At 70.1% G+C, this 20,676-nt stretch carries 18 protein-coding genes; 11 read left to right on the top strand and 7 right to left on the bottom strand.

The window, feature by feature from the left end:
- Positions 1-15 precede the first annotated feature (15 nt).
- Entirely contained in the window at positions 16-1,329 is a 1,314-nt protein-coding gene (locus ACMV5O_RS07940) for a hypothetical protein (protein WP_416162962.1), read from the bottom strand.
- Between the two features lie 162 nt (positions 1,330-1,491).
- On the opposite strand from ACMV5O_RS07940, the gene ACMV5O_RS07935 reads away from it, so the two are divergent.
- From ACMV5O_RS07935 to ACMV5O_RS07915, 5 genes are read left to right on the top strand one after another with little or no spacing between them, the layout of a single operon-like run.
- On the top strand, positions 1,492-3,429 hold the full coding sequence (locus ACMV5O_RS07935; protein ID WP_416162961.1) for an SLC13 family permease: 1,938 nt from the start codon (positions 1,492-1,494) through the stop codon (positions 3,427-3,429).
- Positions 3,430-3,445: 16 nt separating this feature from the next.
- Positions 3,446-4,699 carry a hypothetical protein gene (locus ACMV5O_RS07930; RefSeq protein ID WP_416162960.1) on the top strand — a complete coding sequence of 418 codons (1,254 nt, stop codon included), beginning with the start codon at positions 3,446-3,448 and terminating at the stop codon, positions 4,697-4,699.
- Between the two features lie 2 nt (positions 4,700-4,701).
- Positions 4,702-5,511, top strand: a complete 810-nt coding sequence (locus ACMV5O_RS07925; RefSeq protein WP_416162959.1) for a mechanosensitive ion channel family protein — start codon at positions 4,702-4,704, stop codon at positions 5,509-5,511.
- Positions 5,508-7,175 (top strand): magnesium transporter, encoded by a 1,668-nt coding sequence (mgtE, locus tag ACMV5O_RS07920; protein ID WP_416162958.1) that lies wholly within the window; start codon positions 5,508-5,510, stop codon positions 7,173-7,175. The genes ACMV5O_RS07925 and mgtE overlap by 4 nt, the downstream gene beginning before the upstream one ends.
- 52 nt (positions 7,176-7,227) lie before the next feature.
- Positions 7,228-8,118, top strand: coding sequence for an ADP-polyphosphate phosphotransferase (locus ACMV5O_RS07915; RefSeq protein ID WP_416162957.1), 891 nt, complete (start codon positions 7,228-7,230; stop codon positions 8,116-8,118).
- A gap of 98 nt (positions 8,119-8,216) precedes the next feature.
- Here ACMV5O_RS07915 and ACMV5O_RS07910 read toward each other — a convergent pair whose 3' ends face one another.
- The 4 genes from ACMV5O_RS07910 to ACMV5O_RS07895 are packed head-to-tail and all read right to left on the bottom strand — an operon-like array spanning position 8,217 to position 11,378.
- Entirely contained in the window at positions 8,217-8,993 is a 777-nt protein-coding gene (locus tag ACMV5O_RS07910) for a LamB/YcsF family protein (RefSeq protein WP_416162956.1), read from the bottom strand.
- A 38-nt stretch (positions 8,994-9,031) separates the two neighbouring features.
- Positions 9,032-10,081: a biotin-dependent carboxyltransferase family protein gene (locus ACMV5O_RS07905; RefSeq protein ID WP_416162955.1), complete on the bottom strand. Its 1,050-nt coding sequence runs from the start codon at positions 10,079-10,081 to the stop codon at positions 9,032-9,034.
- Entirely contained in the window at positions 10,078-10,848 is a 771-nt protein-coding gene (gene pxpB, locus ACMV5O_RS07900) for a 5-oxoprolinase subunit PxpB (protein ID WP_416162954.1), read from the bottom strand. The genes ACMV5O_RS07905 and pxpB overlap by 4 nt, the downstream gene beginning before the upstream one ends.
- Before the next feature lie 20 nt (positions 10,849-10,868).
- Complete coding sequence (locus tag ACMV5O_RS07895) at positions 10,869-11,378, bottom strand: winged helix DNA-binding protein (protein WP_416162953.1); 510 nt, start codon at positions 11,376-11,378, stop codon at positions 10,869-10,871.
- A 183-nt stretch (positions 11,379-11,561) separates the two neighbouring features.
- Here ACMV5O_RS07895 and ACMV5O_RS07890 point away from each other — a divergent pair, with 183 nt between their 5' ends.
- The 3 genes from ACMV5O_RS07890 to ACMV5O_RS07880 are packed head-to-tail and all read left to right on the top strand — an operon-like array spanning position 11,562 to position 14,439.
- On the top strand, positions 11,562-12,551 hold the full coding sequence (locus ACMV5O_RS07890) for a TRAP transporter substrate-binding protein (protein ID WP_416162952.1): 990 nt from the start codon (positions 11,562-11,564) through the stop codon (positions 12,549-12,551).
- Positions 12,552-12,609: 58 nt separating this feature from the next.
- Positions 12,610-13,131: a TRAP transporter small permease gene (locus ACMV5O_RS07885; RefSeq protein WP_416162951.1), complete on the top strand. Its 522-nt coding sequence runs from the start codon at positions 12,610-12,612 to the stop codon at positions 13,129-13,131.
- A 9-nt stretch (positions 13,132-13,140) separates the two neighbouring features.
- Positions 13,141-14,439: a TRAP transporter large permease gene (locus ACMV5O_RS07880; RefSeq protein ID WP_416162950.1), complete on the top strand. Its 1,299-nt coding sequence runs from the start codon at positions 13,141-13,143 to the stop codon at positions 14,437-14,439.
- Here ACMV5O_RS07880 and ACMV5O_RS07875 read toward each other — a convergent pair.
- Complete coding sequence (locus ACMV5O_RS07875) at positions 14,408-15,349, bottom strand: LysR substrate-binding domain-containing protein (protein WP_416162949.1); 942 nt, start codon at positions 15,347-15,349, stop codon at positions 14,408-14,410. The genes ACMV5O_RS07880 and ACMV5O_RS07875 overlap by 32 nt on opposite strands.
- 142 nt (positions 15,350-15,491) lie before the next feature.
- Here ACMV5O_RS07875 and ACMV5O_RS07870 point away from each other — a divergent pair, with 142 nt between their 5' ends.
- From ACMV5O_RS07870 to ACMV5O_RS07860, 3 genes are all read left to right on the top strand, one after another.
- Positions 15,492-16,880, top strand: a complete 1,389-nt coding sequence (locus ACMV5O_RS07870) for an L-serine ammonia-lyase (protein ID WP_416162948.1) — start codon at positions 15,492-15,494, stop codon at positions 16,878-16,880.
- Between the two features lie 80 nt (positions 16,881-16,960).
- Positions 16,961-18,208 carry a serine/threonine transporter SstT gene (sstT, locus tag ACMV5O_RS07865; protein ID WP_416162947.1) on the top strand — a complete coding sequence of 416 codons (1,248 nt, stop codon included), beginning with the start codon at positions 16,961-16,963 and terminating at the stop codon, positions 18,206-18,208.
- 4 nt (positions 18,209-18,212) lie between these two features.
- Positions 18,213-19,244, top strand: a complete 1,032-nt coding sequence (locus ACMV5O_RS07860; RefSeq protein ID WP_416162946.1) for a threonine aldolase family protein — start codon at positions 18,213-18,215, stop codon at positions 19,242-19,244.
- 52 nt (positions 19,245-19,296) lie between these two features.
- On the opposite strand, the gene ACMV5O_RS07855 is transcribed toward ACMV5O_RS07860, so the two are convergent.
- Positions 19,297-20,637 carry a Na+/H+ antiporter family protein gene (locus ACMV5O_RS07855; protein ID WP_416162945.1) on the bottom strand — a complete coding sequence of 447 codons (1,341 nt, stop codon included), beginning with the start codon at positions 20,635-20,637 and terminating at the stop codon, positions 19,297-19,299.
- Positions 20,638-20,676 lie beyond the last annotated feature (39 nt).

Below are 20,676 nucleotides of genomic sequence, written 5' to 3'. Positions count from 1 at the left end.
GCCACGCGCCACCCCTCAGCCGGACACCGCCTTCCAGCGCAGGCTCAGCCAGGCGCCGGCGAGGCCGGCGAGGCCGAGCAGCAGCACGGTCGCCTGCACCGAGACCGTCGCCGCCAGCGCGCCGACCAGGCCGGATGCGAGCAACAGCGCACCGATCACCGAGTTGCTGACGGCCACGTAGTCGGTGCGCGCGTTGCCTGCGGCCATGTCGACCAGGTAGGTCTTGCGCCCCAGGCGCACGCCGGCATGGGCGACACCGAGGCCGAAGAAGGCCAGCGGGTAGAACCAGGCCGCCGCTGCCGCCGGCACCGGCAGCCAGGACCACAGCGCCACCGTGATCGACAGCACCCCCGCCAGCGCGCAGGCGACGGCAAACACCTGGCGGCTGGAGCGATCGGCCCAGCGCCCCCAGATCGGTGAGCTCAGCAGGCCGGCCAAGCCTTCGACCGCGATGAAGACGCCCAGCAGCGCGAACGCGGCGCCCAGCTCCTCGCGCGCCAGCGCCACGTAGAAGGGCGCGGCCAGGCCCGAGCCCATCGCCAGCGCCCGCGCGATCACGAAGGTCCGGAACGGGCGATCGTCGCGCAGCAGGGCCAGGCGGGCGAAGGCCTCGACCACGCCATTGGCCCCGCCCGCGGTCGCGCCCGCTTCTTCCACGATGCGCGAGAAGGCCCACGAGGCCGCGAACCACAGCAGCGCGCCCGCGCACAGCAGGGCGGCGAACAAGCCCACCGACTCGTTGCCCCGGCTCGCCCCCAAGGCCAGGCCCACGCCCAGCGCGGCCAGCCCGGCGATTGCGCTGATCCAGCCCGCCAGCCGGCCGCGCCGCGTCTTCGGGATGGTCTTGCCCTGCACGTCCTTGTAGGCCACCGAGCAGGCGCCACGCGCCAGGCTGAACAGCACCAGCAGCCCGACCACGACCCCGCCCGCGGCCGCGCCCTCGAGCGCCAGCGCGGCCCAGCCCATGCCCAGCAGGCACAGGCCCTGCAGCACGCCGCCCCACACCCACACCCATTTGCGCACCGGCTGGCGCCGCACCACGGCGCCGATCAGCATCTGCGGCAGCATCGAGCCGGACTCGCGGATCGGCACCAGCAGGCTCAGCATCCAGGCCGGCGCGCCAAGCTGCAGCAGCAGCCAGGGCAGCGTGGTCTTGGCACTGGCGATGCGGTCGGCGAGGCTGGACAGGGTGTTGGCGAGCAGGGTGCGGAAAAAGTTGCCCGGCGACTCGCGGCAGGCTTCCTCGCTGATCGCCTTGCACACCCGGCCCTCGTCGTCCTCGGCGAGGCGCTCGTAGAGGCTCTCCATCCAGTCGGGGTGGCGCGGCATGGCTTCTCCGTATCGCGGCGGTAGGGCGCTTCGGCCGATCCGAGGTGCAAGGACGCGAGCTTACAGAACGGCGTATTCGGCATAAACTGGGGTTCGCCCACCCGCCGCTGCCGTTCGTCGGCCCCCTCCACGGCTGTCCGCTGCGCCACCGCCGAGGCCGCGATGACCCACGACCAGATCCTGATCCTGACCATCCTGCTCGCCACCGTCGGTCTGTTCCTGTGGGGGCGCTGGCGCCATGACATGGTCGCCGCGGCCGCGCTGCTGGCCTGCGTGCTGGTCGGCCTGGTGGAACCAGCCGCGGCCTTTGCCGGCTTCGGCCACCCGGCGGTAGTCACCGTGGCCTGCGTGCTGGTCCTCAGCCGCGGCCTGCAGAGCTCGGGCGCGGTCGATGCCCTTGCGGCCCGGCTGTTGCCGGCGAAGGCCGGCATCGCGCTCAGCCTGGCGGCGCTGGTCGGCCTCGGCGCCCTGCTGTCGGGCTTCATGAACAACGTCGGCGCGATGGCGCTCTTGATGCCGGTGGCGATGCAGCTGGCCTCGCGCCTCGAGCTGCCGCCGGGCCGGGTGCTGATGCCGCTGGCCTTCGGCACCATCCTCGGCGGCATGACGACGATGATCGGCACCCCGCCCAACCTGATCGTGTCGGGCTTTCGCGCCCAGCAGGGTACGGGCGGCTTTGCCATGTTCGACTTCACGCCGGTCGGCCTGAGCGTCGCCGTCGTCGGCACCCTGTTCATCGCCGTGCTCGGCTGGCGCCTGGTGCCGGCGCGCGAGAAGGCGGGCACCGAAGGCTTCGAGACCGGCGCCTATCTGACCGAGGTGCGTGTCCCGGCCGAGAGCAAGGCGGCGGGCATGCACCTGCGCGAGATCGAGACCCGCCTCGACGAGGCCGGCGCCCAGATCATCGGCCTGGTGCGCAACGAGGTCCGCATGAGCGCACCCCAATCGGGGCGCAAGGTGCTGGCCGGCGACATCCTGGTCATCGAGGCCGATATCGAGGCCCTGCCCGAAGTGCTCGCCACGCTCGGCCTCAAGCTCGAGGAGGCGGGCTCGTCGAGCGAGGAGCAGGCCAGCGAGGAAGAACCCAAGGGGGACACGGCCGCCAGCAACGACAAGCCGACAGGGAACCCTGGCCCGAGGGCAGCGGACCAGGGGCCCGCTGCGGACACGTCGCAGATGAAGAAGGACGCGACCGACGACGGCGAGGCGGACAAGGAGGATGCCGCCCGGACGTCCGCCGACAACGAGATCGGGCTGATGGAGCTGGTCGTGCGCCCCGAGGCCAGCCTGATCGGCCGCTCCGCCAAGGACCTGCTGCTGCGCACCCGCTACGGCCTGAACCTGCTTGCGGTATCGCGCGACGGCACGCGCTCGAAGGCGCGCCTGAGAACGCTGAAGATCCGGGCCGGCGACCTGCTGCTGATGCAGGGGCCGCTCGAGGCGCTCGCCGAGTTCGCAGCCGACTCGGGCTGCGTGCCGCTGGCCGAGCGCGAGCTGCGCATCCCAGACCGGCGCAAGGCCTGGGCAGCCGGCGCGATCATGGCCTTCGCCGTCGGCGGTGCCGCGCTCGGCCTGCTGCCGGCGGCGATCTCCTTCGCGCTCGGCGTGCTCGCCTCGATGGCGCTGCGTACCGTGCCGCTGCGCGCGGTGTACGAGAGCATCGACTGGCCGGTGATCGTGCTGCTGGCGGCGCTGATTCCGGTCGCGGGGGCGATGGAATCCACCGGCGGCGCCGACCTGATCGCGCGCGGCCTGCTCGACGGCATAGCCCGCGGCGATGCGATCATCGCGCTTGCGCTGGTGCTGATCGTCACCATGTTCCTGTCCGACGTGATGAACAACGCCGCCACCGCCGCCGTGATGTGCCCGATCGCGATCGGCACCGCGGCGGCGCTTGGTGCCAATGCCGACGCCTTCCTGATGGCGGTCGCGATCGGCGCCTCATGCGCCTTCCTGACCCCGATCGGCCACCAGAACAACACCCTCATCCTCGGCCCCGGCGGCTTTCGCTTCGGCGACTACTGGCGCCTCGGGCTGCCACTCGAGCTGCTGGTGGTGGCGGTCTCCATCCCGCTCCTCGTCCTCGTGTGGCCGCTCTGAGCCACAGCCCTTCGCCATGAACACGCCCACCCCGCACGACAGCCCGCCCCCGCCGCCGCCCCTCTGGCAGATCGTTGCGGCGCGGGACTATGAAGTCCCCGCCGATTCGCAACCGGCCACGCTGCAACGGCGCTGGCGCTCGCTGGGGCGTCTGCTGCTGGGCACGGATGACGCCGACCCTGCGCAGGCCGAGGCGGATCTGCGTGCGCTGCCACAGGTCCGCCTCGCCAACCTCGCGCCCCCGATCGACTGGGCGCCCGCGGCACGCGCGCTCGGCGCGCAGGAATCGCTGGATGCGGAGGCGCACGCCCCGGTGCGCCTCTTCATCGGGCAGCCGTACTGCGACCATCCCGCGATCCTGGCGCACTGGGCGCATGCGCGCGGCGCCGTCGTGCTCGCGCCGCCCGACACCGACCAGATCCTGGGCGCCGATCGGCGCTGGCTCGACGATCTGGCGCCGGGCAACGGCCGCCCCTGGGTCCTGCCCGAACTCGAGCGCTGCTTCCTGCGCCACGCCAACGGGCTCGACCTCGTGCGCGACTTCCTGGCACGCGCCCTGTCGGGCACCCTGGGCCCCGGGATGATCGGCTGCGACAGCTGGGCGCTGGCCTTCATCGAGCGCATCTCGCCCTTGCCCGGCACCGCCACACTGACCCTGCAAGCCTTCGACGGCCTCGCCCTCACCCGCTATCTGATGCGCCCCGATCGCGGGCACGTCCGCTTCCTGAGCGCGCGCAGCGGCGAACCCCTGATGCCCGAGGACGCCGGCGGCAGCGACGGCAACGACCGTCACGCCGCTGAAACCGCCTGCCCGGAACTGCGCCAGCTGGCCGCCCACTGCCGCGGCAACCCGGGCCTGGCCTGGCACTACTGGCGCCAGCGCCTGCGTACAGCGCCCGAGCGCGAGCAGCAGGCGCAAGCGGGCGAGGCCCGCCACGACACGCCGCAGCGGGCGGACGGCGAGCGTCTCGCCGCCGCCGACGAAGTCGTCTGGGTCGCGCCCGGCATCGAGACCCCCACGCTGCCGGCCGAATCGGGCGAGGACGTGGCCTTCCTGCTCCACGCCCTGCTGCTTCACCGCGGTCTGGAGGGCGACGTGCTCGGCGCGCTGCTGCCCATCCCGCCGGGGCGGCTGCACTCGCACCTGTTGCGACTGCAGGCGCTCGAACTGCTGAGCCGCGCGGGCGCGCGCTGGCAGGTAGCGCCGCTCGCCTACCCCGCGGTGCGCGAGTTCCTGCGCAGCCGCAGCTACCTCACGGACAGCTTCTGACCATGCCCGAAGACAGCCCCAACCTTGCCCGCCTGTTCAACAAGCTCGATCGCGGCGACGGCATCGAGCTCGCGCTGATCGTCATCGCGACCATCGCGCTCATCCGCATCGCGCAGCGCACCCTGCCCTGGATCGCCAACCGCCTGCACGGCCGCCCGCGCCACTACCTGCTGGCCTCGGTGCCGCTGCTGCGCCTGCTGCTGATCGGCGTCGCCCTGGCGCTGATGCTGCCGATCCTCGTCGAGCCCTCGATGCAGAACATGGTGGCGCTGCTCGGCGCCGCCGGCCTGGCGATCGGCTTCGCCCTCAAGGACTACGTCAGCAGCCTGATCGCCGGCGTGGTGTCGGCTTTCGAGCAGCCCTACCGGCCCGGCGACTGGATCGAGCTCGACGGCCACTACGGCGAAGTCGTGCATGTGGGCATGCGCACCGTGGCGCTGGTCACCGCCGACGACGACACTATCACCGTCCCCCACCTCAAGCTGTGGTCCTCGGCGGTGCGCAACGCCAACAACGGCAGCCCGGTACTGCAATGCGCAGCGGTCTTCCATGTGCACCCCGAGCACGACGCCCGCCGCGCGCGCGCCGTGCTGGAGGACGTGGCGATGACGAGCCCCTACCTGTACTTCGACGCCCCGGTCACGGTCGTCATCCAGGAGGAGACCTGGGGCACCAAGTACATGATTCGCGCCTACCCGGTCGATCCGCGCCAGCAGTTCCGTTTCGTCTCCGACCTCACGGTGCGCGGACGCGAGGCGCTTTCGCGCATCGGCGCCCGGCCACTGCTGCCACAGGTATCCTTGCGCACATGACCGACGACGCGAAAAGCCCCGACGCGGGCACGGACAGCCGTCCGCGCTCGCTCAGCGAACAGATCGTCAAGGCGCTCGCGGAAGGGCGCAACAAGCGCGTGCGCAAGCTCGTGCAGCGCATGCATCCGGCCAAGATCGCCGCGCTGCTCGAGCGCCTGTCGCCCGCGCAGCGCCTCGCGTTGTGGCAGCAGGTCGGCGGCCCGCTCGAGCAGCGCGTGCTCGGCCACCTGAGCGCCGAGCTGCGCCCAACCCTGATGCGCGAGTCGCGCGAGGACGCCGAGCATGCAATCGGCGCCGACGCGGACAGCCACCCGACAGCCGACCCGACCGATGCCCGCAGCGAGCTGCAAGCGCTGATGGAAGCGCTCGAAGCCGGCAAGCTCAAGCGCGTCGGCAAGCTGCTGCACCGCATGCACCCGGCCAAGGTCGCCGGCCTGCTGGAAGCCCTGCCGCCCGCCCAGCGCAGCCAGGCCTGGAGCATGGTCGAGACCGAGCGCGCCGGCCGCGTGCTCAGCTTCCTGCACGACGAGATCAGCACCGCGCTGGCGCAGGAGCTCGACCTCGACGACCTGCTTGCCACCGTCCACCATCTCGAACTCGACGACCTCGTCGACCTCATCCAGACACTGCCCTCCGAGCTCGGCAGCCGCCTGGTGCTCGCCACCACCGGCTCACGTCGCGAGCAGCTCGAGTCGATGCTGTCCTACCCCGAGAAGTCGGCCGGCGGCCTGATGAACGCGGACGCCATCGAGGTGCGCGCCGACGTCAAGGCCGGCATCGTGCTGCGCTACCTGCGCCTGCTCGAGACCCTGCCGCCCCAGACCGACATGCTGATGGTGGTCGACCGCAAGGGCCACTACCAGGGCGCGCTGCGCCTGTCCGCGCTGGTGACTGCCAGTCTCGACACCCGGGTCGCCGAGCTCATGCACACCGACATCGCCGGCATCCCGGTGAGCACGGACAGCCGCGAGGTGGCACGCCTGTTCCAGGACCTCGACCTGATGTCGGCGCCGGTGATCGATGACGCGGGCCGGCTGATCGGCCGCATCACGGTCGATGACGTGGTCGACCTGATCCGCGAGGACTCCGACCGCACGGTGATGCAGATGGCCGGCCTGGACGACGAGGCCGACATGTTCGCGCCGGTGCTGGTGAGCTCACGCCGGCGCGCGGTATGGCTGGGCATCAACCTGCTCACCGCCTTTCTCGCCGCCTGGGTGATCGGCCAGTTCCAGGGCACGCTCGAGCGCCTGGTCGCGCTGGCGGTGCTGATGCCGATCGTCGCCAGCATGGGCGGCATCGCCGGCAGCCAGACGCTGACGCTGGTGATTCGCGGCCTCGCGCTCGGCCAGGTGCAAAAGGGCAACGTGCGCATCCTGCTCAACCGTGAGGTGGGCATCTCTATCCTCAATGGCCTGTTATGGGCCGTGGTGGTCGCAGCGCTTGCGGTGGTGTGGTTCGGCGACTGGGGCATCGGCGGCGTAATCGCCGCCGCCATCCTGCTCAACCTGCTGTGCGCGGCGCTCGCCGGGCTGGCCATCCCGCTCATCCTCGAGCGCATGGGCATCGACCCGGCGCTTGCCGGCAGCGTGATCCTGACCACCGTCACTGACGTGGTCGGCTTCTTCGCCTTCCTCGGGCTGGCCACCGTGCTCCTGCTCTAGCGGCGGCCGCGCTCGCCCTGCCTTCCCCCGAACCCTTCCGACGGAGTACACCATGAGCAAGCCCAAACCGATCGACATCGCCGAATTCCGCGTCAAGGCCGGCAAGAAGATCGACCTTGCCGAATGGCAGACCAATGTCGACGCCCTCTACGACTCGAAGAGCGATTACAAGGAGCGCCTGGATGCCGGCACCGCACGCCTGTCCGAACTGCAGGAGATGCTCTACGCCCACGACCGCTACTCGCTGCTGGTGATCTTCCAGGCCATGGACGCGGCGGGCAAGGACGGCGCCATCCGCCACGTCATGTCGGGGGTCAATCCGCAGGGCTGCCAGGTGTTCAGCTTCAAGCACCCGAGCGCGACCGAGCTCGACCACGACTTCCTGTGGCGCACCCATGTGGCGCTGCCCGAGCGCGGCCGCATCGGCATCTTCAACCGCTCCTACTACGAAGAGGTGCTGATCGTGCGCGTGCTGCCCGAGATCCTGCGCAGCCAGAAGCTGCCCGACGAGACCCTGGCAGCCAAGGACTTCTGGGGCGATCGCCTGCGCTCGATCGCCGACGCCGAGGCCCACCTGCATCGCAACGGCACCCGCATCGTCAAGATCTTCCTGCACCTGTCGAAGGACGAGCAGCGCGACCGCCTGATCGCACGCATCGACGAAGAGGACAAGAACTGGAAGTTCGACGAGGGCGACATCGAGCAGCGCCAGCACTGGGACAAGTACATGGCGGCCTATGCCGACTGCCTCGCCACCACCAGCACCGCCGACTGCCCGTGGTACGTGGTGCCGGCCGACGACAAGAAGAACGCGCGCCTGATCGTGTCGCAGATCCTGGTCGACACCCTGGCCGCGCTCGATCTGCGCTATCCGCCCACCAGCGCGGCGCGGCGCGCACACCTGCTCGAGATCCGTCGCCAGCTCGCAGCCGGCGAGGTCTGAGTAAGCCGCTGCGGGTCGCCCCCTTCGGCTCGCGCCTCGCCGCCCCCCCCTCAGCCGCCGCCCCCTTCAGCCGCCGCCCCCTTCAGCCGCCGCCCCCTTCAGCCGCCGGCCATCTCCGGCAGCGCCACCACCCGCCAGCCGCGCGCCTCGAGCGCCGCGCGCAGGCGGCGCGCGCTGTCGACCGCGCCGAGCGTGTCGCCATGCACGCAGATGCTGTCCATCGCCGCCGGCAGGCACTTGCCGCCCTGGCTGACCACACCACCGGCGTCGAGCATGCGCAACACGTGGGTGACCAGTTCGTCGTGGTCGTGGATCACCGCACCGGGCTGGCCGCGCGGCACCAGCGTGCCTGTGTCGGTGTAGGCGCGGTCGGCGAAGATCTCGCCGGCCACCTTCAGCCCGGCGCGCTCGCCCGCCTTGTAGAGCTCGGACAGCACCGGCGCCAGCAGGATCAGGCCGGCGTCGATCGCCTTCACCGCGCGCGCCACCGCGTCGGCGAGCGCGGCGTCCTCGCAGGCCTGGTTGTTGAGCGCGCCATGCGGTTTGACGTGGGTGACGCGGCCGCCTTCGGCCGCGGCCATGCCGGCCAGCGCGCCGACCTGGTAGAGGATGACCGCCTCGAGCTCGGCCGGCGCCATCTTCATCGGGCGGCGGCCGAAGCCCTGCAGGTCCGGGTAGGCGGGATGCGCCCCCAGGCTGACGCCGGCCGCGAGCGCGGTGCGCACCGTGTGGCGCATCACCAGCGGGTCGCCGGCATGGAAGCCGCAGGCGATGTTGGCCGAGCGCACCACCTGCAGCAAGGCCTCGTCCTCGCCCATCTTCCAGGCGCCGAAGGATTCGCCGAGGTCGGCGTTGAGGTTGATGGTCTTGTTCATGTGGGGGTCTCCGGGGGCTCGAGGAGTAGCGTGGAATCTCAATGAAGCGGGCGGTATTCGGCGCCGAGCGCATGCACCACGCCATCGACCAGGTTGCCGGTGTACAGCGCGACGAGGTCGACGCCGTCGGCCGGCAGCGGACGGATCGCGGCGATCAGCGCGTGCGTCTCGGCCTCGGCGGCACGCGCGATCTGTGCACCCTCGGCGGCGGTCACGGTGACAAAGCGCAGCGTCTGCCCGGGGCGCAGCGCGGCCAGGCGGCCGAGGTCGGCGGTGATCACGGTGGCGATCTTGGGATAGCCGCCGGCGGTCTGGGCGTCGGCCAGCAGCACGATCGGCTGGCCGGCGCCGGGGACCTGGATGGAGCCGGGCACGGTGGCGTCGGACACGATGTCGGCGGCGCCGCTGTGTTCGAGCTTCGCGCCCTCGAGGCGCACGCCCATGCGGTCGGCCTCGGCGGTGACGCGGTAGTCGGCGCTCACCAGGGCGTCGAGCGCCGCGGCGCTGAAGTGGTCGGCCTGTGGGCCCGGCACCAGGCGGATCGGGCGCGCGTCGGCGGCGGGCGGCTGGGTCAGCACGCGGTCGCTGCCCCAGGGGTCGGCGTCGTTCAGCGCCAGGCGCGTGCCGGCGCCGAGCGCGCGGCCATCGACGCCGCCGAGACCGGCGCGCACGTAGGTCGAGGCGCTGCCCATCACCGCCGGCAGCGCGAGTCCGACGATGGCGACCATGGCGATGCGCCCGCTGCCCATCTTGCGCACCCGCAGCGCTTCGCCGTCGGCGATCGTCACCGAACGCCAGGGCGCGAGCTGGCGGCGGCCGTCGGGGCCATCGACCTCCACCACCGCGTCGCCGGCCACCGCCAGCCTGACCGCGCCGCCGTGGGCCACGACGTGCAGGCCGCCGTCGAAGCATTCGATCACCGGCGCGTTCTCGTCGCGGTCGGCGAGCGCATTGGCGATGCGCATCAGGCGGCGGTCGAGCACGCCCGCCCAGGGCACGCCGATGCGCCGAAAGCCCTGCCGGCCGGCGTCCTGGAGCGAGGCGAAGGCGCCCGGCGAGACGATCTCGAGTTCGGTCTGCGTGCTCATGCTGCGTCCTCCGTGGCGTCGGCGTGGGTGGCGTCGGCGACCAGCCACTGCATCGGGTCGATGTCGCCGCTGGCGAGGTCGGCCTCGAGCGCGCGGCATTCCTCAGCGCTCACCGGGGTGAAGCGTACGCGGTCGCCGGCGGCGAGCAGCGAGGGCGACGCACGGCGGGCGTCGAACAGCGGCACCGGGCAACGCCCGAGCAGGTGCCAGCCGCCCGGGCTCTCCCACGGGTAGATGGCAGTCAGCCCGGTGGCGATCGCCACGCTGCCGGCGGGCACGCGCACGCGCGGCTGGGCGCGCCGGGGCAGGCGCAGGCGCTCGGGGAGGTCGCCCATGAAGGGGAAGCCGGGCAGGAAGCCGAGCATGTAGACCAGGTATTCGGTGCCGCTGTGCAGGGCGACGACCTCGTCCGTGTCGACGCCGAGCGTGGCGGCCACCTCGGCGAGGTCGGGCGCGGCCTCGCCCTCGTAGCACACCGGCAGGCGCCAGTGGCGGCCGTCGGCGGGGCTGCCGTGCTCGGCGCTGGCGATCAGCGGCTGCAGCGCGGCGAGCACCGTGTCGCGGTCGGTGGCGAGCGGGTCGAAGAACACGGTCAGCGAACGGAAGGTGGGCATGGTTTCGATCACGCCCGGCAGCGCGCCGGCCTGCTGCAGGCGCCCGATGGCGGCGTCGAGCGCATTGACCGCAGCCAGCAGGGCGGGGTCGATGACGCTGCCGAACTCGATGGTGAGCGCGGCGTCGCCGGCGTCGAGAATGCGATGGCTCACGAAAGGGCTCCCTTATGAAACTACGAGGTGGAGGCCGCGCGCGCGGCCTGGTCGTAACGGCCCGAGAGCGTGCGCAGCAGCTGGGCCAGCTCGCCGATGCGGGCGTTGTCCTCGGCACTGCCGGTGAAGCCGGGCATCAGGCAGGCCTCGCGCACGTCGCGGTAGGCCATGCAGGCCTCGCGGCCCCGTTCGGTGACCGAGAAGAAGGCCTCCTTGCCGCGCTTGGCGCTGTGCACCAGGCCGAGGCCGGCGAGCTTGCGCAGCGAGTAGGAGACGACGTGGGTGTCTTCCACATTGAGCACGAAGCAGATGTCGGCCAGGCGCTTGTCGAGGTCCCGATGGGCAACGTGGTGCAGCACCAGCACGTCGATCGGCGTCATGTCCTTGACGCCGGCGGCGGTCATGCAGCGCATCATCCAGCGCGCGAAGGCGTGCCAGGCGATGATCAGGCCGAACTCCATCTCCGACAGCTCCGGCGATTTGGGCGACACCAGATGCTGGGAGGACACGATGCGGTTGACTTCGCTCACGACGGTCTCCTTGGCTTGTTTCAAGTTTTTTGAAGATGTTTTGATGAAAAAACGTCTACGTTTTATTGACAAGATACCTAGAAAATCTCTATCTTGCAATAACGGTGACTTATGAAGTGCAGGTCGCCGCCCGCAACCAGCACTTCGAGGGCGCTGCCCTCGCCTACTTCAGGAGCACACGCCATGACCTTCTCGCATCCCGTCCTCAAGGCGATCGCCGGCACCCTGGCCGGCTTCGGCATCGCTGCCGCCGCCCATGCCCAGACCACCTGGGACATGCCCACGCCCTACCCCGCCAGCAACTTCCACACCGAGAACATCCAGCAGTTCGCCAAGGAGGTCGATGAGGCCACCGCCGGCAAGCTCAAGATCACCGTGCATCCCAACGGCTCGCTGTACAAGGCCAACGAGATCAAGCGCGCGGTGCAGGGCGGCCAGGCACAGATCGGCGAGCTGATCATTTCCGGGCTGGCCAACGAGGACGTGCTCTACGCGCTCGACACCGTGCCCTTCCTGGCCACCGGCTACGCTGATTCGAAGAAGCTGTGGCAGGCCTCGAAGGAGGCCGTCGAGGCACGCCTGGCGAAGAACGGCCTGAAGATCCTCTACTCGGTGGCCTGGCCGCCGCAGGGCCTGTATTCCAAGACCGAGCTCAACACCCTCGGCGATCTCAAGGGCATGAAGATCCGCTCCTACAGCCCGACCGTGGCGCGCATGATCCAGCTGATGGGCGGCCAGCCGGTGACCGTACAGGCCGCCGACCTCACCCAGGCGCTGTCGACCGGCGTCGTGTCGGCCAACCTGACCTCGTCCGCCACCGGCTACGACACCAAGAGCTGGGAGCAGTTGAAGTACTACTACGACGTCCAGGCCTGGCTGCCGAAGAACATCGTGTTCGTGTCGCAGAAGGCCTTCGATGCGCTCGACGAGGCCAGCCGCGACGCCCTGCTGAAGGCCGCCGCCGCCGCCGAGGAGCGTGGCTGGAAGATCTCCGCGGAGAAGACCGCCTGGTACATCGACCAGCTCAAGGCCAACGGCATGACCGTGCAGCCGGCACCCGAGGCACTGCAGGCCGAGTTGCTCAAGATCGGCGAGAGGATGACCGCCGAGTGGGCCGACAAGGCCGGCGCCGACGGCCAGGCCATCCTCGACGCCTACCGCAAGCTGAAGTAAGTCCTCGTCGCACCACCGGGCCTGTTCGCGCGGGCCCCGGCACTTCTCGGAGACCGCCATGAGAGCGCTTCTCGATTCCCTCTACCGCCTGGCCGGCGCCCTTGCCGCCGTGGGCATGGTCCTGACCCTGATCATGGTCGCCGCCGGCGTGTTCACACGCCCGTTCAACATCTATCTGCCCGGCACCGACGACTACGCCGGCTACGCGATGGCGGCCTGCGGTTTCCTGGCGCTGGCCTACACCTTCAAGCATGGCGAGCACATCCGCGTCAGCCTCGTCATCGAGCGCCTCGGGCCGCGCCTGCGCCGCATCGCGGAGTGGTTTGCGCACGGCGCCGGCGTGGTGGTGGCCGCCATGCTCGCCTGGTACGCAGTGCGTCTGGCCTGGCAGTCGCATGAATTCGAGGAGATCTCGCAGGGCATCGACGCCACGCCGCTGTGGATTCCGCAGCTGTCGATGGCGATCGGCTCGGTGATCCTGCTGATCGCCGTCATCGACGACTTCGTCCAGGTCAGCCTCGGCCGCGAGCCACTGCGCCTGGCCAAAGCCAGTACCGAAGAAATGGCGCACATGGAATAAGGGGCCATCATGGAACTCACTGCTGCACTCGTTCTCGTCGGCCTGATGGTGCTGCTGCTCGCCGGCGGGCTATGGATCGGCCTCGCCCTGATGGCGATCGGCATGCTCGGCATGCTCGGCTTCACCACGCGCGCCCCCGGCGACGGCATGGCCGTGGCCATCTGGAGCCATGGCTCGAGCTGGACCCTGACCGCGCTGCCGCTCTTTCTGTGGATGGGCGAGATCCTGTTCCGCACCCGGCTGTCGCAGGAGATGTTCAAGGGCTTGTCGCCCTGGCTCGAACGCCTGCCCGGCCGCCTGCTGCACACCAACGTGATCGGCTGCACGCTGTTCGCCGCGGTGTCGGGCTCGTCGGCGGCGACCTGCGCCACCATCGGCAAGATCGCCATGCCCGAGCTCGGTCGCCGCGGCTACCCCGAGTCCATGGTGCTCGGCACCCTGGCCGGCGCCGGCACGCTCGGCCTGCTGATCCCGCCCTCGATCATCATGATCGTGTATGGCGTGGCGGCCGATGTGTCGATCGCCAAGCTCTTCATCGGCGGCGTGCTGCCGGGCATCCTGCTGGCATCGCTGTTCATGGGCTGGGTGGTGATCTGGTCGCTGCTGAACCGCGACAGGATTCCCCCCGCCGACCTCAAGAGCAGCTTCATGCAGAAGCTTGCCGCGTCCAAGAACCTGATCCCGGTGGTGCTGCTGATCGCCGGCGTGCTCGGCTCGATCTACTCCGGCATCGCCACCGCCACCGAGGCCGCGGCGATCGGCGTGATCGGCAGCCTGATCATCGCCGCGGCGCAGAAGTCGCTGACGCGCAAGAGCTTCGTCGCCGGCCTGATGGGCGCCACCCGGCTGTACTGCATGATCGCGCTGATCCTCGCGGGCTCGGCCTTCCTGACCCTGGCGATGGGCTACATCGGCCTGCCGCGCCACCTCGCCGAATGGATCGGCACGCTCAACCTGACGCCCGGCATGCTGCTGTTCGCGCTCGCGATCTTCTTCGTGCTGCTCGGCTGCTTCCTCGACGGCATCTCGATCATCGTGCTGACGATGGCGGTGCTGCTGCCGACCATCCAGGTCGCCGGCATCGATCCGCTGTGGTTCGGCATCTTCGTCATCGTGGTCGTGGAGATGGCGCAGATCACGCCGCCGGTGGGCTTCAACCTGTTCGTGCTGCAGGCCTTGTCGGGCAAGCAGATCACCACGATCGCGGTATATGCGCTGCCCTACTTCCTGCTGATGGTGCTGGCGCTGATCCTGCTCTACATGTTCCCGGGGCTGGTCACGTGGCTGCCGGGGCACATGATCGGCTGACGCCGTGCGCCTCGCTCACGATCCACTCATGCACCGTCGCCACCCGCGGGTCGGCGAGCGCGCCGGCCGAGTACACCAGGCAGTAGCGCTTGCCGGTGGCCACCGTGTGCGCGAAGGGCGCCACCAGGCGGTGGCTGTCGAGCTCGTCGGTGATCAGCGTGCGGCGCGCGATCGCCACCCCCATGCCGGCGATCGCGCACTGCATGGTGATGTGGTTGCGGTTGAACATGTAGCCGCGTCGCACATTGACCTGTTGCGCGCCGATGGCCTTCAGGTAGCGCTCCCACTCGGCGTAGGGCGGGCTGCCGCGCCAGGCGGTCATGTCGTGCAGCAGCGGGTAGTGGATGAGGTCGTCGGGTGTCGCCAGCGCCGGCCGGCCCTCGAGCAGGCGCGGCGAGCACACCGGGAAGATCTCCTCTTCCAGCAGCACCGTGCTCTGGAAGCCGGGGTAGGTGCCATCGTTGAGGTCGATGGCGAGGTCGAACTCGCCGTCGCGCAGCGAATAGGTGCTGTCTTCGGCCTCGACCTGCAGCTCGATCTGCGGGAAGCGCGCCATCAGCCGTGGCAGGCGCGGCACCAGCCAGGTGGCGAGAAAGGACGGCAGGGTACGCACCCGCACCACGCCGCTCAGCGCGCCGCCGCGCAGGCGGCCGATCGCGAGTTCGACCGCGGCATAGGCCGGATCGACCGCGGCGAGCAGGCGATTGCCGGCGTCGGTGAGCTCCAGCCGGCGCGGCAGGCGGCGGAACAGGCGCTGCCCCAGCCAGTCCTCGAGCAGCTTGATCTGCTGGCTCACCGCGCCGGTGGTGATGTTCAGTTCTTCACCGGCGCGGGTGAAGGACAGGTGGCGGGCGGCGGCGAGGAAGACGCGTAGCCGGGTGTGCACCTGAGAGGGTGCGATCGAGGTCATGGTTTAGAAAAGCTAAATCGAGGATGAAAAACTATCGATTGAAGGCCGATTTGTCCCGCAGGACAATGCAACTCATGCATCGATAAGCATTTTCATGCTTAGCGGAATTAAAGCAAGGCCCATTTTCGACCGGAGTTCCCCCATGTCCATCAGCGTCCTCGACCTGTTCAAGATCGGTATCGGCCCGTCCAGCTCGCACACCGTCGGGCCGATGCGTGCCGCGCACGACTTTGCCGCTGCGCTGGCGCAGCAGGGCCTCATCGAGCGCGTGCGCCGCATCGAGGTCAAGCTCTACGGCTCACTGTCGGCGACCGGCATCGGCCACGGCACCGACCGTGCGGTGGTGGCCGGCCTGATGGGCGCACGCCCGGACGAGGTCGACCCCGATTTCGTCGTCGAGGCGGTCGATCTGGTCAAGCTCGATGGCGAGCTCGCGCTCATGGGCGGGCACACGATCCCCTTCGACTGGGCGCGCGACATGCGCCTGCTGCCGGTGAGCCTGCCCTACCACCCGAACGCGATGCGCCTGACGGCCCATGGCACGGATGGCGATGGCGGCGTGGTGTACGAGAACACCTATTACTCGGTGGGCGGCGGCTTCGTCGTCGACGAGGCGCAGGCGCAATCGGGGGAGTCGGCCGAGGCCGAGGTGGCGCTGCCCTACCCCTTCGACACCGGCGCCGAACTGCTCGAGCAGTGCCGCCGTCACGGCCTGCGCATCAGCGAGCTGATGCTGGCCAACGAATCGGCCTGGCGCAGCGAGGCCGAGACCCGCGCCGCGCTGCAGCACATCTGGGAGGTGATGCGCGCCTGCGTCGCGCGCGGCATCACCCAGGAGGGCGTGCTGCCCGGTGGCCTCAATGTGCGCCGCCGCGCCGCCGCCCTGCACCGCAAGCTCAGCGAGCGCGCCGCCGGCCGCAACCTGATCAGCGACACGATGGCCGCGCTCGACTGGGTCAACCTGTATGCGCTCGCGGTCAACGAGGAAAACGCCGGCGGCGGGCGCGTCGTCACCGCGCCGACCAACGGCGCGGCCGGGATCATTCCGGCGGTGCTGCATTACTTCATGAACTTCATGCCCGGTGCCAGCGCGGGCGACGTCGAGGACTTCCTCCTCGCCGCCGCTGCGGTCGGCGTGCTGTGCAAGAAGAACGCCTCGATCTCCGGCGCCGAGGTCGGTTGCCAGGGCGAGGTCGGCTCGGCCTGCGCGATGGCCGCGGCCGGCCTGGCCGAAGTGCTCGGCGGCAGCCCCGAGCAGGTCGAGAACGCGGCCGAGATCGGCCTCGAGCACAACCTCGGCCTGACCTGCGACCCGGTCGGCGGCCTGGTCCAGGTGCCCTGCATCGAGCGCAACGCGATGGCCTCGGTGAAGGCGATCAACGCCGCCCAGCTCGCCCTGCGCGGCGACGGCGCGCACGCCATCTCGCTCGACCAGGTCATCCGCACCATGCGCGACACCGGCCGCGACATGCTCGACAAGTACAAGGAAACCTCCCGCGGCGGTCTCGCCGTCAGCTTCCCCGAGTGCTGAACGCCCCACCCCACGCGCGCAGCCGCCGCCCCACCCGGGCAATCAACCTGCCATAAAGCCTACCCACGAGGAGACACTTCATGACCACTGCAACCCCCACGGCTCTCCAGCGCCTGATGCGCCTGAGCCTCATCTCCCAGATCGCGATCGGTCTGGTCCTCGGCGTCGCCCTGGCGCTCATCGCACCCGGCGCCACCAAGTCGGTCGCGCTGCTCGGCGACCTCTTCATCGCCGCGCTGAAGGCGGTCGCCCCTGTCCTGGTGTTCGTGCTGGTGGCGGCGGCCATCGCCAACCACAAGCAGGGCCAGCCCACCCACATCCGGCCGGTGCTGATCCTCTACCTGCTCGGCACCTTCGCCGCCGCGCTGGTGGCGGTGCTGGCCAGCTTTGCCTTCCCGACCACGCTGGTGCTCGACGCGCCGGCCGTCGCCGGCAACCCGCCGGGCGGCATCCTCGTGGTGCTCAAGAACCTGCTGCTCAACGTGGTCGCCAACCCGGTGCGCGCGCTGATGGAGGCCAACTTCATCGGCATCCTGGCGTGGGCGATCGGCCTGGGCATCGCGCTGCGCCACGCCGGCGAGGGCACGCGCAAGGTGGTCAATGACCTGGCCGACGCGGTGTCGAAGATCGTGCATGTGGTGATCCGCTTCGCCCCGCTCGGCATCTTCGGCCTGGTCGCCGCCACCATGGGCGAGACCGGCCTGGACGCACTGCTCGGCTACGGCCGCCTGTTGCTGATCATCGTCGGCTGCATGCTGTTCGTTGCGCTGGTGGTCAATCCGCTGTTCGTGTTCTGGAAGCTGCGCAGCAACCCCTATCCGCTGGTGCTCACCTGCCTGCGCGAGAGCGCCGTCACCGCCTTCTTCACCCGCAGTTCGGCCGCCAACATCCCGATCAACCTCGAGCTGTGCCGTCGCATGGGTCTGCACGAGGACACCTACTCGATCTCCATCCCGCTCGGCGCCACCATCAACATGGCCGGCGCGGCGATCACGATCTCGGTGATGACGCTGGCCGCGGCCCACACCCTGAACATCCCGGTCGACTTCGCCACCGCGCTGCTGCTGTGCATCGTGTCCGGCCTGGCTGCAGCCGGCGTGTCGGGCGTGGCCGGTGGCTCGCTGCTGCTGATCCCGATGGCGACCGCGCTGTTCGGCATCGACGCCGACGTGGCGATGCAGGTGGTGGCGATCGGCTTCGTCATCAGCGTGGTGCAGGATTCGGCCGAGACCGCGCTCAACTCCTCGACCGACGTCATCTTCACCGCCGCCGCCTGTGCCGCCGAAAGCGGCGAGCCGCTGGACCTGGACCTGAAGGACGTCGCCTGATCCCATGCAGCACTTCGCCAGCGACAACTACGCCGGCATCTGCCCGGAGGCCATGGCGGCCTTCGCGGCGGCCAACGCCGGCCACGCCCCCGCCTACGGCGAGGACGACTGGACGCGCCAGGTCTCCGACCGCCTGCGCCAGCTCTTCGACACCGATTGCGACGTCTACTTCGTCTTCAACGGCACCGCCGCCAACTCGCTCGCGCTCGCCGCGCTGTGCCAGAGCTATCACAGCGTGGTGTGCCACGAGCTGGCCCACGTCGAGACCGACGAATGCGGCGGGCCGGAGTTCTTCTCCAACGGCTCCAAGCTGCTGCCCGCGCAAGGCGAGCACGGCAAGCTCACGCCTGCCTCGGTGCTCGAGGTCATCGCCCGCCGCAGCGACATCCACTACCCCAAGCCGCGCGTGGTGACGCTGACGCAGAGCACCGAGGTCGGCACCGTGTATCGGCCCGACGAGGTCGCGGCGATCGCCGACTGCGCGCGCGCGCATGGGCTGCGGGTGCACATGGACGGCGCCCGCTTCGCCAACGCCGTGGCCTCGCTCGGCGTGGCGCCGGCCGACATCACCTGGCGCGCCGGCGTCGACGTGTTGTGCTTCGGCGGCACCAAGATGGGCCTGCCGGTCGGCGAGGCGGTCGTGTTCTTCGACCGCAAGCTGTCCGAGGACTTCGCCTGGCGCTGCAAGCAGGCCGGTCAGCTGGCCTCGAAGATGCGCTTCCTGTCCGCGCCCTGGCTCGGCATCCTCGACAACGACGCCTGGCTGCGCCACGCCCGCCACGCCAACGCGATGGCGCAGCGCCTGGCCAGCGGCCTGCAGCAGGTGCCGGGGGCGAGGCTGCTGTTCCCGGTCGAGGCCAACGGCGTGTTCTGCGAACTGCCTCCGCTCGTGCTTTCCGGCCTGCGCGAGCGCGGCTGGCGCTTCTACACCTTCATCGGCGCCGGCGGCGCGCGCTTCATGTGCGGCTGGGACACCCTGCCCGCCAGCGTCGACGCGCTGCTGGCGGATCTGCGCGCACTCGCTCCGGCGGCGTGAGGCAGGTCCGCGCGCCGGCGCGGCGAACGCCGGCCGGCGCCTGCCCCCCGGGCTACAGGATCATCGCCGCGATCCAGCCCGCGGCCATCAGCGGCAGGTTGAAGTGCAGGAAGGTCGGCACCACCGTGTCCCAGATGTGGTCGTGCTGGCCGTCGGCGTTGAGCCCGGCGGTGGGCCCCAGCGTCGAGTCCGAGGCCGGCGAGCCCGCATCGCCGAGCGCCGCCGCCGTGCCCACCAGCGCGATCACCGCCAGCGGCGAGAAGCCGAAGCCGAGCGCCAGCGGCACGTAGATCGAGGCGATGATCGGCACCGTCGAGAAGGACGAGCCAATGCCCATCGTGATGAACAGGCCCACCAGCAGCATCACCAGGGCGGCGACGCCGCGCCGCTCGCCGATCAGCTCGACCGAGCCGCTGACCAGCGCCGGGATCTCGCCGCTCGCCTTCATCACCGCGGCGAAGCCGGCGGCGGCGATCATGATGAAGCCGACCTGCGCCATCAGGCGCATGCCCTGGGTGGTCACGTCGTCCTGATCGCGCCAGCGCATGACGCCGCTCATCGACAGAAAGCCGAAGCCCACCAGGCCGCCGAACACCATCGAGCCGGTCCACAGTTGCACCGCCAGCGCCGACACCAGGGCGGCCACGATCAGCGCGATCTGGCGGCGGGTCAGGCGGGTGTCCGCTTCCAGGCGGTGCTCGCCGGCGACCGGGCGGTCCGCGTACTGGCGCTTGCCGCGATAGCTGAAGAGCGCAATCGCCACCCCGGCCACCATGCCCAGCGCCGGGATCAGCATCGCCAGCGGCGCCTGTGCGGTGCTCACCACCAGTCCCTCGGCAGCGCCAGCCTGGTTGATGTTGCCGATCAGGATGTCGTTGAGGAAGATCGTGCCGAAGCCCACCGGCACCGCCATGTACATCATCGTGATCGAGAAGGTGATGACGCAGGCGGTGAGCCGGCGGTCGAGCTGCAGGCGGTTCATCACGTGCAGCAGCGGCGGCACCAGGATAGGGATGAAGGCGATATGCACCGGCACCACCGTCTCGGCGGCGAAACCGGCCAGCATCAGGCAGCCGAGCAGGCCCCACTTCACCACCGCCATCTCGCGCTGCGTGCGCCCGCTGGCGTTGACATGCTCGACCACCCGCGCCGACAGGCGCTGCGCGATGCCGGTCTGCGACAGCGCGACGGCAAAGGCGCCCAGCGTCGCGTAGGCGAGCGCCACGCCCGCACCGCCGCCGAGGCCCTCGTTGAAGGCTTGCACGATCGCGTTCATCGGCATGCCGGCCGCGAGCCCGCCGACCACGCTCGCCAGCACCAGCGCAAAGGCGACCGAGACCCGCATCATGGACAGGGCGACCATGACGACTACCGCCAGTACCACGGCGTTCATGTGTTGTTCCTCCTAGGCTTCAGGTTCTCGGGCACGCCG

The organism is Thauera sp. WH-1, from assembly GCF_047806685.1.
GTDB lineage: Bacteria > Pseudomonadota > Gammaproteobacteria > Burkholderiales > Rhodocyclaceae > Thauera.
The sequence above is the reverse complement of the archived record's forward strand: the minus strand, read 5'-3'. Positions and strand labels throughout refer to the sequence as shown.

What these genes read in the sequence shown, in the direction of transcription:
- ACMV5O_RS07870 (WP_416162948.1), top strand. Translation starts at nt 15,492, where the DNA reads ATGTCCATCAGCGTCCTCGACCTGTTCAAGATCGGTATCGGCCCGTCC.
- ACMV5O_RS07940 (WP_416162962.1), bottom strand. Translation starts at nt 1,329, where the DNA reads ATGCCGCGCCACCCCGACTGGATGGAGAGCCTCTACGAGCGCCTCGCC.
- ACMV5O_RS07875 (WP_416162949.1), bottom strand. Translation starts at nt 15,349, where the DNA reads ATGACCTCGATCGCACCCTCTCAGGTGCACACCCGGCTACGCGTCTTC.
- ACMV5O_RS07925 (WP_416162959.1), top strand. Translation starts at nt 4,702, where the DNA reads ATGCCCGAAGACAGCCCCAACCTTGCCCGCCTGTTCAACAAGCTCGAT.
- ACMV5O_RS07885 (WP_416162951.1), top strand. Translation starts at nt 12,610, where the DNA reads ATGAGAGCGCTTCTCGATTCCCTCTACCGCCTGGCCGGCGCCCTTGCC.
- ACMV5O_RS07930 (WP_416162960.1), top strand. Translation starts at nt 3,446, where the DNA reads ATGAACACGCCCACCCCGCACGACAGCCCGCCCCCGCCGCCGCCCCTC.
- ACMV5O_RS07905 (WP_416162955.1), bottom strand. Translation starts at nt 10,081, where the DNA reads ATGAGCACGCAGACCGAACTCGAGATCGTCTCGCCGGGCGCCTTCGCC.
- ACMV5O_RS07890 (WP_416162952.1), top strand. Translation starts at nt 11,562, where the DNA reads ATGACCTTCTCGCATCCCGTCCTCAAGGCGATCGCCGGCACCCTGGCC.
- ACMV5O_RS07915 (WP_416162957.1), top strand. Translation starts at nt 7,228, where the DNA reads ATGAGCAAGCCCAAACCGATCGACATCGCCGAATTCCGCGTCAAGGCC.
- ACMV5O_RS07860 (WP_416162946.1), top strand. Translation starts at nt 18,213, where the DNA reads ATGCAGCACTTCGCCAGCGACAACTACGCCGGCATCTGCCCGGAGGCC.
- ACMV5O_RS07935 (WP_416162961.1), top strand. Translation starts at nt 1,492, where the DNA reads ATGACCCACGACCAGATCCTGATCCTGACCATCCTGCTCGCCACCGTC.
- ACMV5O_RS07855 (WP_416162945.1), bottom strand. Translation starts at nt 20,637, where the DNA reads ATGAACGCCGTGGTACTGGCGGTAGTCGTCATGGTCGCCCTGTCCATG.
- ACMV5O_RS07910 (WP_416162956.1), bottom strand. Translation starts at nt 8,993, where the DNA reads ATGAACAAGACCATCAACCTCAACGCCGACCTCGGCGAATCCTTCGGC.
- sstT (WP_416162947.1), top strand. Translation starts at nt 16,961, where the DNA reads ATGACCACTGCAACCCCCACGGCTCTCCAGCGCCTGATGCGCCTGAGC.
- ACMV5O_RS07880 (WP_416162950.1), top strand. Translation starts at nt 13,141, where the DNA reads ATGGAACTCACTGCTGCACTCGTTCTCGTCGGCCTGATGGTGCTGCTG.
- mgtE (WP_416162958.1), top strand. Translation starts at nt 5,508, where the DNA reads ATGACCGACGACGCGAAAAGCCCCGACGCGGGCACGGACAGCCGTCCG.